The sequence below is a fragment of the Dyadobacter sp. HNCC25DJ184 genome (assembly GCF_056895215.1).
This window is the reverse complement of the sequence record NZ_JBXHAQ010000023.1, coordinates 65,717-76,503: the sequence shown is the minus strand read 5'-3', so window position 1 is coordinate 76,503 and position 10,787 is coordinate 65,717. Positions and strand designations below refer to the sequence as shown.

General features: G+C 42.4%; 9 protein-coding genes and 1 tRNA gene. 6 read left to right on the top strand and 4 right to left on the bottom strand.

Going from position 1 to position 10,787, the window contains the following annotated elements; all coding sequences use genetic code 11:
- Window positions 1–396 precede the first annotated feature (396 nt).
- From AC1XUD_RS25245 to AC1XUD_RS25230, 4 genes are all read right to left on the bottom strand, one after another.
- Window positions 397–470, bottom strand: a tRNA-Asn gene (locus AC1XUD_RS25245).
- 159 nt (window positions 471–629) lie between these two features.
- Window positions 630–911 (bottom strand): hypothetical protein, encoded by a 282-nt coding sequence (locus AC1XUD_RS25240; RefSeq protein WP_483363825.1) that lies wholly within the window; start codon window positions 909–911, stop codon window positions 630–632.
- Between the two features lie 33 nt (window positions 912–944).
- Window positions 945–1,565, bottom strand: coding sequence for a 16S rRNA (guanine(527)-N(7))-methyltransferase RsmG (rsmG, locus tag AC1XUD_RS25235; protein ID WP_483363824.1), 621 nt, complete (start codon window positions 1,563–1,565; stop codon window positions 945–947).
- Entirely contained in the window at window positions 1,556–2,686 is a 1,131-nt protein-coding gene (locus AC1XUD_RS25230) for a glycosyltransferase (protein ID WP_483363823.1), read from the bottom strand. The genes rsmG and AC1XUD_RS25230 overlap by 10 nt, the downstream gene beginning before the upstream one ends.
- A 111-nt stretch (window positions 2,687–2,797) precedes the next feature.
- On the opposite strand from AC1XUD_RS25230, the gene tgt reads away from it, so the two are divergent.
- The 6 genes from tgt to AC1XUD_RS25200 all read left to right on the top strand — a co-directional run bounded on the left by tgt (window position 2,798) and on the right by AC1XUD_RS25200 (window position 10,769).
- Window positions 2,798–3,931 (top strand): tRNA guanosine(34) transglycosylase Tgt, encoded by a 1,134-nt coding sequence (gene tgt / locus AC1XUD_RS25225; protein ID WP_483363822.1) that lies wholly within the window; start codon window positions 2,798–2,800, stop codon window positions 3,929–3,931.
- A 219-nt stretch (window positions 3,932–4,150) separates the two neighbouring features.
- Complete coding sequence (locus tag AC1XUD_RS25220) at window positions 4,151–5,608, top strand: OmpA family protein (RefSeq protein WP_483363821.1); 1,458 nt, start codon at window positions 4,151–4,153, stop codon at window positions 5,606–5,608.
- Between the two features lie 122 nt (window positions 5,609–5,730).
- Window positions 5,731–6,843 carry a UDP-galactopyranose mutase gene (glf, locus tag AC1XUD_RS25215; RefSeq protein ID WP_483363820.1) on the top strand — a complete coding sequence of 371 codons (1,113 nt, stop codon included), beginning with the start codon at window positions 5,731–5,733 and terminating at the stop codon, window positions 6,841–6,843.
- A 21-nt stretch (window positions 6,844–6,864) separates the two neighbouring features.
- Window positions 6,865–7,617: a polysaccharide biosynthesis/export family protein gene (locus tag AC1XUD_RS25210; protein WP_483363819.1), complete on the top strand. Its 753-nt coding sequence runs from the start codon at window positions 6,865–6,867 to the stop codon at window positions 7,615–7,617.
- A 41-nt stretch (window positions 7,618–7,658) separates the two neighbouring features.
- The gene (locus tag AC1XUD_RS25205; RefSeq protein WP_483363818.1) at window positions 7,659–8,330 is read left to right on the top strand and encodes a tyrosine-protein phosphatase; all 672 of its coding nucleotides are present in this window, start codon (window positions 7,659–7,661) and stop codon (window positions 8,328–8,330) included.
- A gap of 9 nt (window positions 8,331–8,339) precedes the next feature.
- The gene (locus tag AC1XUD_RS25200) at window positions 8,340–10,769 is read left to right on the top strand and encodes a GumC family protein (protein WP_483363817.1); all 2,430 of its coding nucleotides are present in this window, start codon (window positions 8,340–8,342) and stop codon (window positions 10,767–10,769) included.
- Window positions 10,770–10,787: the final 18 nt, after the last annotated feature.

The window sequence follows — 10,787 nt, the reverse complement described above, 5'->3', positions numbered from 1 at the left end:
TATACTTAACAAAGTTAAAATGTATTAATACCCGCATTCAAGTCAACTATTATTGAGTATAAATGAAACACCCTGAATCTTAATTTTTGAAAAAACAGAAATCTCATAAACCTTCCTCCAAGTACACTGAATTCTACTCCAACCTAATGGCAGACAACTTTATTGATTTTTTCTAGTTTCTTTACTCCCTTTCGTTCTGGTTTTGGAGGATCAATTATTAAATGTGTTAACAGAACGTTTCAATGTAAAAAAGTACTTTTTATTTGCCGCCTAACTTTTCGGACTGATCCTTTTTGATTTGATCCCTGATCATGGATCCCAATTTGAATCTCGCAATTCTATGATTAAACAAAAAAAGCACCTATCAACTAAATGATAAGTGCTTGATTTTTCAGGCTCCCGAAGCTGGGCTCGAACCAGCGACCCTCTGATTAACAGTCAGATGCTCTAACCGACTGAGCTATTCGGGAATCTTGCTCATTGATCCAATCTGATTTTGTCAGATTCTCTAACCGTTCGGCAAACGGTTTGTGAGCTATTCGGGATCGTTTTTCAGACCGTTCGTCTGAATTGTGGTGCAAATGTAAGGCAAGGATCAATACAGCGCAAGTATTGACCCAAAAAAATTCTTACAACTGCACCTTCTCAAGTATTAACTCCTTGACTTTCTTGGCATCTCCCTTCGTAAAATTATTGATAATTATTTCCGGGCGCATCCGTGGTATCACTCTTATCGTCGAAAAAAAGACGCCGCTCTCAATCTCTACTCCTGAAATATCGGTATAAAACACAAAGTTGTCGGTGCTTCTGAATAGCTTTCTAACTTTAAATGTCACGCCCTTGTCCCCGAAAGATACTTCATCAGGAAAAAACGGGTTCATCAACCCACTGGCACTGAAACGTTGGTTCATCATTATATATGGTTATCTTATTATGTCTAAAAGTTACAAAGGTACGTATACCACCTTCTTCGTCTCAAAGAATTCTTCTTTAAAAAATTCGGCCAGGTCGTAAACCTTTACTTTTTGCCCCAGCTCGGCAATCTCCTCTGTCAGGTCTCCTCCTTTTAAATACAGGATACCATTCTTCAACGGATGGAATGAATTTCTGCTGATCTTGTTTCTTACCCATCCCACAAATGGCTGCAGACGTGTCACTGCCCTGCTTACCACAAACTCATACTGATCTTCCAGCTTCTCTGCCCGCACCGCATCAGCCTTCACATTCGACAGGTCGAGCTGACTGGCGATCTCCTGTACCACGCGGATCTTTTTTCCAATACTGTCCACCAAATGAAACTTTGCTTCGGGAAACAGGATGGCAAGCGGTATGCCCGGAAACCCGCCACCTGTCCCCACATCCAAAATGGAAGTCCCGGATTTAAACTCCATCACTTTGGCAATACCTAATGAGTGCAGCACGTGACGCTCATATAAGGTTTCAATATCCTTCCGCGATATAACATTCACCCGCGCGTTGTGAAAGTTGTAAAGTTCTTCCAGCATTCCGAACTTCTCCTTTTGTACATCGGTCATGTCCGGAAAATAACGTAATATTAGCTCCACGATCTTCTTGGCTTTCTTCTGGTGATGGTGATCACACCAAACACCACGTAATAAATAAATAGTGCAAAATCCATTGGTAGAAAACTGAACCATTCCATGGTTCGATCCAGCTTTTTGTTGATAAGGGAAAGCAGGAACAACTGAATGACCCAACGGCCAAGCCATATGCCGGATAATATCTCCAGCCATAAAATGTCTTTGTTCACAATCCCCGTGATCAGTGCCGCCATTCCAACAATCCAGATCCCTACATGCGCCAGGGATAATAGTCCCAGCAATATCTTATTTCTGGTACGATACAATTTACTTACCGCCAGATGCCTTCTTTTCTGACGATACCACTCACCCCAATTCGTTTTTGGCTTGGAATAAACAAAAGACTCCGGATCAACAGATATGGTGGAATTCTGACGCGTAGCCACCTCGTTCAGGAATATATCGTCATCACCTCCATATACCTTCCGGTGTGTGTAGAATCCCTTATTGGCAAAAAACACGGAGCGCTTGTACAATATATTTCTCCCAACGCCCATATAAGTCACCCCGCCCAGCGCGAAAGACAAATATTGAACTGCGGTATAGAAGGTTTCACAACGAATAAACCAATTCAACAATCCACTTCCTCTGAAATAGGGTGAAAAACCGAGAACGATTTGCTTCGAGTCGCTAAGCTGAGATACCATGGCGGTGATCCAGTGATTGGAATTAGGCCGGCAATCCGCATCTGTCATCAAGGCTACCGGATAAGTTGCCTGTTTCATCCCCACGGTGAGCGCGTACTTTTTGGGTGTTACATGCTCAAATTGGTCATTGATGCGCAGATACCTGATCTTTTTCCATTTACCAATATTACCACGAATATAGTCCTCGCTTCCATCGTCCGACCGGTCGTCCAACAAAATTACTTCGTACTCAGGATAGTCCTGATTGTCCAAAATAGGAATCAGCTCCGTCAGATTTTCCTTCTCATTCCACGCACAAACTAAAATTGTAACACCGGGATACTCAGAAATATAATTTGTTGTCTTACTATAAAAAGCCAGTCTCGTAAAAAAGAACAGGTAATAAAAGAGCTGAATCAGGACGAATCCGCTCAGCACATACAGTAAAGGTTCCGTCACAATAGAAGAGTGTTGTATTGATATTTTTGCAAAATAAGTACAAATATACAGTCATGACAGGAATGTTAGACCAACACCTCTTATTTTTGCGGAATCAACAAGTCCAGTTACATGAAATTTACACTACAAGCTGAAGACCCGGGATCGAAAGCACGTGCCGCCGAAATCGTGACCGACCATGGGGTTATTCAGACTCCCATATTTATGCCGGTAGGCACTGCGGGTACAGTCAAAGCGGTTCATCAAAGGGAATTAAAAGAGGATATCAAAGCCCAGATTATACTTGGTAACACCTATCATCTATACTTACGGCCAGGACTTGATATTCTTCAAAAAGCCGGCGGATTGCACAAATTCAACGGCTGGACCGGCCCGATACTGACAGACAGCGGCGGATATCAGGTTTACTCACTTGCGGGAACCGGGAGAAAGATCACAGAAGAAGGTGTGGTATTTAAGTCACACATTGACGGCGGCATCCACACATTCACACCTGAAAACGTAATGGACATTCAGCGCAAAATAGGCGCAGATATCATTATGGCTTTTGACGAGTGTACACCCTATCCGTGCGATTATACCTATGCACGAAATTCGATGGAGATGACGCACCGCTGGCTGAAGCGTTGCTGCGAAAGGTTCGACGCCACAACACCGCATTACGATTTCAATCAAACACTGTTTCCAATTGTGCAAGGCAGTGTATATAAAGACCTTAGAAAGCAATCGGCGGAAGTAATTGCGTCGCAGGATCGGGAAGGAAATGCGATCGGCGGGCTTTCTGTGGGTGAACCGGCTGAAATAATGTACGAACTCACCGAAGTAGTTTGCGATATTTTGCCTAAAAATAAGCCCAGGTATCTCATGGGCGTTGGTACTCCCGAGAATATATTGGAATGTATTGCGCTTGGAGTTGATATGTTCGATTGTGTAATGCCAACGAGGAATGCGAGGAATGGCATGATTTTTACCACTGAAGGTATCATCAATATCAAGAACGAAAAGTGGAAAGATGATCTTTCACCGATTGATCTGAATCTTGGGGGCTATGCCAGTACCTTTTATAGTAAAAGTTACCTCAGGCATCTCGTAAAATCAGGAGAAATGCTGGGAGCGCAAATTGCCAGCATACATAATTTAACTTTTTACCTTTGGCTGGTCAATACCGCAAGGGAAAAAATTATAGATGGAACTTTCGCGACGTGGAAGGCTGAAATGGTCGTGAAGTTGATGCAGCGTCTATAAATTTTACAAAAAGAAGGGCCAGAAACGCGGTTTTTATTTAAAATAATAACAAAAGTTTATATTATTGTGTAATGTCCTTTGATTAAATGATATTGATAACATATTTTTGTGGCAACTAGGCCTATTGGTAAATTGCCATCTAGCCATGAATGTTTTTTTACTTAATTGATTTCAATCGATCAATTCCTAGTCAATCTTAAAAACGCTAACTTGAATAGTATGAAAAAAGTATCCCAGATGATTAGTTCGTTTGCCTTGGGAACGTTAATTGCACTACCCGCACTTGCACAACCCGTTGTAACTACGACTTCACCAGACTACAATCCAAAGGCAAGCTACGATGGTCCTTACAAAATGAATACGTGGTCTATTTCCGCACACTTCGGGCCAAGCATGTTCTTTGGAGACCTTCGTGAATATGATTTCTGGCCGGTTTCAAAAACTACATCGGATAGCCACAAAGAGTCAGGAACAATCCAGGGCGGAATTACCATTAACAAACAACTTTCATATTTATTCGGAGCTCGTCTCGACGGGACTATCGGTAACTTGAGAGGGATGAAGAGACGTAACTACAATCGTTACTTCGAAGGAAATTATGGCGACGTTACTTTGTCTGGAACTGTGAACCTTAAAGGATTGCTACTTGGACCAAACAAAATGAAGCGTTGGAAAATAGACGCATATGTAGGCTTCGGTCAGGTATTTTATGATGCAACTGCATATGATCTTACAGGAGGTGTTACACTTCGCGAAACTGGAAAGAAAAATGACTGGGTTATTCCAACCGGTCTTAATATTAACTACGAGTTGACCCCAAGACTTGATTTGGGACTTGATTTCCGTTTGAACCATACCAATTCTGATTATATCGACGCTACTTACGGTGGTGACTTTTCAAGAAACCCTGGTGACGGATTCAGCATTGCTGATCAAAAAACATCAAGAAAAGGTAATTCGGAACTGGATCAATATGGTTACGGTTCAATCCAGTTGACATACAAATTGGGTAAGAAACCTTTGAAAGTTAAAAAAGTGGATGGCAAATGGGATTACAGACCTGATGAAGGCGGATACTACAACCTTCGTTACACTGACCCACGTGTTTTGCTAAAAGCTGCTAAGATCCTTACGCTTGAAGAAATGGATTCAGTTGCAAAAGCAAACCGTCCAAAAGATATCGACCCGAGATTGTTACTTGATACAGATGGTGACGGTGTTTCTGACTTCTTCGATAAAGAGCCTAATTCACCTGCAGGAAGTATCGTTGACGGTAGCGGACGTGTTCTTGACTTTGATTCTTACGTGAAAAATGCACTTGCAACAGGTGCTGCATGTAGCGAAATCTTTGCAAACGTTCAGTTTGATACTGACAAAAACGTGATCAAACCTGAGTTCCAGGAAATGTTGAAAAACGTAGCTGCTTTGATGAACAAAAACGGATGCCGTCTGCAACTTGCAGGTCACGCAGATCGTCGCTCGTCAGACCGTTACAATGTAGCTCTGTCTCGCCGTCGTGTGGAAGCTGTTAAAAACTTCCTTGTGAACGATGCAGGTCTATCTGATCCAAGCAAAGTGATTGTTGACTACTTCGGTTCATTCAAACCAATAGCAGACAGCGCCACTAAAAATGGTCTTGTTAAAAACCGCCGTGTTGAGTTGAAATTACTTCCGTAATTCAACCTCCATATAAGAAAAGAGAAAGGCCCCCAAACGGGGGGCCTTTTTTCATTTTGATTCATTAGATTTGCACACAGCTATTAACCATGTGATGTCTTGAATATCACGTCATTTATTCCATGAAAAATTACGATTACCTAGTTATTGGTGCCGGGCTTTGGGGTTCGGTATTCGCACACGAAGCTACTAAAAGAGGAAAAAATTGTCTGGTCATAGACAGACGCGAGCATACAGGAGGGAATATTTATTGCGAGAATGTCGAAGGTATTAACGTCCACAAGTATGGAGCTCATATCTTCCACACGAATGATAAAGAGATCTGGGACTATGTAAACTCTTTCGTTGAGTTTAACCGCTACACCAATTCCCCGGTTGCAAACTATAACGGCGAGCTGTATAATCTGCCCTTTAATATGAATACTTTCTACCAACTTTGGAAAGTAAAAACTCCTGAGGAAGCGAAAGCGAAGATTGCGGAACAAGTTGAAAAGGCAAATATCAAAGAGCCTAAAAATCTTGAAGAACAGGCAATATCCCTCGTTGGTACGGATATCTATGAAAAACTGATCAAGGCATATACAGAAAAGCAGTGGGGCCGCAAGGCTACGGAGCTGCCTGCCTTCATTATCAAAAGACTACCGGTTCGGTTTACATTCGATAATAACTACTTCAATGACCGCTACCAGGGTATTCCGATTGGTGGGTATAACAAACTCACAGAAGGTCTGTTAAAGGGTGTTGAAGTGCGCCTGGGCGTTGACTTTTTCAGCCATCGTGAAGAACTTAGTCAACTGGCTGATCAAATTGTCTACACCGGCGCGATCGACGAATATTTCGATTTTTGCCATGGGCAGCTTGAGTATCGCGGGCTTCGGTTTGACAACCATTTACTCGATAAGGAAAACCACCAAGGCAACGCCGTCGTTAATTACACGGATGGGGAAACCAAGTTTACGCGTATTATTGAACACAAACATTTCGAATTTGGGACTCAGCCCAAAACGGTAATAACATACGAATATCCCGAAGAATGGACCAAGGGCGCTGAACCTTATTATCCTGTCAATGACGACAAGAACACTGCCATTTTCAACAAATACAAGGAGCTTGCTCAAAAGGAAAGTCATGTGATATTTGGAGGAAGGCTGGCGGAATATCGCTACTATGACATGCATCAGGTTGTAGGCTCTGCATTGAAGAAGGTCAGAACTCATTTTGAGGAAAAAATTTGATTGACATTTAACCCATTAAAAATGCGTCACGTCCAGACATTCGTATTCTTCTCGTTGATGGTACTCTGTCTGGCGGCATGTCGCACAAATCAGGTCGTTCCCACGGTTACAAACTTCCAACTCGATCCCAAAATCACCGTAACGAATACGGATGACTACAAGGTAAAACCCGGAGACAAACTCCTGATCAAAAACCTGAACTGGATATCAGACCTCGTTCCGGAACCTTCCGCCAGTTCGGGCGGAAATAAAGGAGAGGGACTTAATTTGAGCGTTGACTTCAATGGACAAATCGGTCTTCCGGAAATCGGGAAGGTGACGGTCGTTGGCCTCACGCAACAGGGGATATCAGATACGCTTTCCATTCTTTACAAGGACATTATCCGCAAACCCATTTTTGAAACGCATGTCACAAATCTCAGAGTGAAAGTGCTGGGTGCTGTTGTTACGCAAGGTCTTGTCGTTTTGGAAAAAGAATATGAATCGCTTGGTGAAATTCTTGCCCGTTCAGGCGGAGTAAAGTATTCAGAGGCAGGAAATGTCATTCAGATTATACGCGGAGAAGGAACCTCACAACGCGTTATTGAATACGACTTTAAAGTGCTGGCTGATCCCCTAATTATGAATCAGCCGGTTTTTGATAATGATATCGTTTATATACCACCAACGGCCAGTGTGGTACGAGCTGCCAGAACGCAACGCACATTTGCAATAGTACAGCCAGTATTCCTTGTGCTAAACATGGTGGTTTTGATTTTAAATTTAACCCGCTAAACATCGAAACGACATCGTTACTTGGTGATCTGGGGACAGATTTGCATATTCATGTCCTGCCTTCCATAGATGACGGATCCCGTTCTGTGGAAGAAAGTATGTCGTTGGTTGCCCACCACTACGAGGCCGGCATAAGAACTATCGTCGCTACACCACATATTCGTTCCGACCTTTTTTTCAATGATAAACAGACGATTGAGGCATCATTCGAACTTATATCCACTCCTTGCCAAAGTCTTTACCCTGATTTGAGTTTAAGATATGCCGCGGAATATTTCGGGGACGATTATTTTGTGTCGTTATTGGAGAAAGATGAAATACTTCCTCTCTTTGACCGGTTTGTTTTGGTAGAAACATCCATGAGAAAAGAGCAGCCCTTCTTTATCGAGATTCTCGCGTTGATGCTGTCCAAAGGATATAAACCCGTTCTTGCCCATCCCGAACGATACCGAACATGGTGGGAGAACAAAAAGATTTACGATCAGATTTATGAAATGGGTGTAATTTTTCAGGTCAATCTATTATCGCTTGCTGGTGTTTATGGCCCAATGGAGCAGGAAATGGCCGAACTTCTCATTCGTCAAGGCAAGATTAGGGCAGTGGGTAGCGACTTACACAGAGCCGCTCAGTACCAACATATTTTAAAAGCAGTACAAAATCCTTATTTTTCAGAACTTTCCTCATTGCCACTATTAAACCGTAACGAGTTTTAATAAATATAAATGACGAATACCAAAACGGAAAATGCCTTTTTCGAAGGGTTGTTGAGCCATACGGAGTCTGTTGATATAAAAAAACTACTGATGGTTTTTTTAAGCAGATGGTATTGGATTGTGGGTTCGTTAATTCTCTCTGCCATCATCTGTTATGCATACCTAAAATTCGCTGTTCCTCAATATGTTGCGTCTATAACGCTAAAATATCTGGAGCGCCAATCGGAGTTAGATGAGCTTACAAATGCAAAACCAACTTATATTTTCAGCGCTGGGAATACCGATTATTTAACCGAAAAATTTAATGTAAGATCACAGGAGGTAGTGGAAAATGCGCTATCGAAAATGAATAATTCTTTTTCATTTTATCGGCTGAAAGACCTTCGGAAATTTGATGTTTATCCGGTTCTTCCACTAAAGCTGGAGGTAATATCTTATGACCCGGGAAAATATATTCCAGGTTCGTTTTTTATTGATAGTGATCTGAAACTTAGCTTCAGATCCGAAGAAAGCGATACTCCCCTGCCCCTTCGCGATGGAGCAATTATATCGGTGCCGGGTCTGAGTTTTAAGGTAGATTCGATAAATGTTGAATCGAGCGTGGAGTTTGAGTTCGTATACAACCAGCTCTCCGAACAAGCTGAAGACTTCATCTCCCGAATCGATATGAATGAGGTGGAGGAAGCTATGCCGGTGCTCAGCATGTCTTTTCAGCACCATAACAAACGATATACCTCCGACTTTCTGACAAAGCTTGTGGAGGCTTATCAAGAGTTTGATATCAAACAAAAACAGAAGTCGTCTGATCTTACGCTCCGGTTTATAAACCGCCAATTGGGTATTTATTCCGACTCTCTGAAAATCGCCGCCCGGGAGCTGGAACTATTTAAGCAGCACAATCAGGTGCTGGATATCAGCAGTTCGGCGAGTGAAATCACCGGTAAATTGCGGGACCTGGAACAGGAAAGGCAGAAACTGGAGATTCAAAAGGAATATATCACGCTCCTGGAAAAAAACATGGGTAGCACCTTTGAGCCGATTAACTACCTGTCGGTGGGCCTGGACGCCAGTACGGACGGCATTTTAGTGGGCCTGCTCGGGCAGTTCAACACATTAGTGTCCAAGCGAAAAGAGTTATTGTTAAAGTACAGCCCGAACGCGCTCGCCGTAAAAAATATTGATGAAGAACTTGAAAAATATCGCGCACAGATACTCGACAATATATCGCTTCAGAAACAGAAAATAACAGGTGTGGATCAAATCATGTCGCGGAGTATTGCTTCGTTTCAAAAACGTTTCAACCAGATTCCGAGCCTGGAAAAAAACTACCTCTATCTCCAGAGTACTTTCGAAGTCAACAAAAATATTTATTCCCAGCTCTTGAATAAGGAGATTGAATCATCAATCGTCAGAGCCGGGATGTTGCCGTCATTCGTCGTAATTACCAGACCCGACATTGATAAAGTGTCGCCGAAGTCCTTCCAGGTGATTGTGCTTTTTCTCTTTTTCGGACTATGTATAGGCGTTGGATCTGTGTTGTTTGCGCGCGTTAACAATGAAAAATTCACCGATATCCAGGCAATAGAATCGCACCCGGAAACAAACTTGCTGGGCGTTCTCTATCACTTTCCGGACAAACTGACCGATACGGGAAGAGATAAAGAGCTGTTTTTGGCAAATCGGAGCATATTTACTGAATCGGTTAGTACTATCCGGACAAAGCTTAGCTTTACCAAAAGCAATTTGGCCGTGCAGCATGGAAAAGCCGGAAAGTTGTTGGTGATCACTTCCGAAAAATCGGGCGAAGGGAAATCATTCGTATCGATCAACCTGGCGTTATCCCTTAATAAAATTGGGAAAAAAGTCATCCTCGTCGCCGCTGACCTTCGTAAATCAAAACTTCATCATTATTTTGATGATGATAACCGGAGCGGATTGAGCGATTATCTGTCAGGAAAAGAGACAGACAAGACAAAAACTATAAGAAAATCCTCTATTCCCGGATTGGATTATATCCCTTCCGGAATCCAGCCGTTCGACCCGGGAGAACTCTTGCAAAAGCCTGTTTTCGAAGAGTTTCTCAATTTTTGCAAGGATAATTATGATTTTGTGCTGGTGGATACTGCCCCAGTCGGACTCGTGGCTGACAGTATTCCTTTACTTCATCGAAGCGACCATGTGATATTCATCATTAGATGGTTATATTCGGAAAAAGAATCTTATAGTCTCGCGGCTCAGATGGCAAAAGACTACAATATTCCGTCGATTGACATCGTCATCAATGATTATTACCCTGACGCCCTTCACACGGGAATCACCTCAGGATCAGGCTATAATCAGGGGCGAGGTCGTTATCGTTATGACTATTCTTACCGTGACAACGGATATTATACTCAAAAATCTAAAAGCAGTTTTAGGAAGTTTTTTCAAAAAAAATAGCAGAATCAAAAAAAGAGT

Coding starts and splice junctions, on each gene's coding strand:
- AC1XUD_RS25240 (WP_483363825.1), bottom strand. CDS start 911: ATGAACCAACGTTTCAGTGCCAGTGGGTTGATGAACCCGTTTTTTCCT.
- tgt (WP_483363822.1), top strand. CDS start 2,798: ATGAAATTTACACTACAAGCTGAAGACCCGGGATCGAAAGCACGTGCC.
- AC1XUD_RS25220 (WP_483363821.1), top strand. CDS start 4,151: ATGAAAAAAGTATCCCAGATGATTAGTTCGTTTGCCTTGGGAACGTTA.
- glf (WP_483363820.1), top strand. CDS start 5,731: ATGAAAAATTACGATTACCTAGTTATTGGTGCCGGGCTTTGGGGTTCG.
- AC1XUD_RS25210 (WP_483363819.1), top strand. CDS start 6,865: ATGCGTCACGTCCAGACATTCGTATTCTTCTCGTTGATGGTACTCTGT.
- AC1XUD_RS25200 (WP_483363817.1), top strand. CDS start 8,340: ATGACGAATACCAAAACGGAAAATGCCTTTTTCGAAGGGTTGTTGAGC.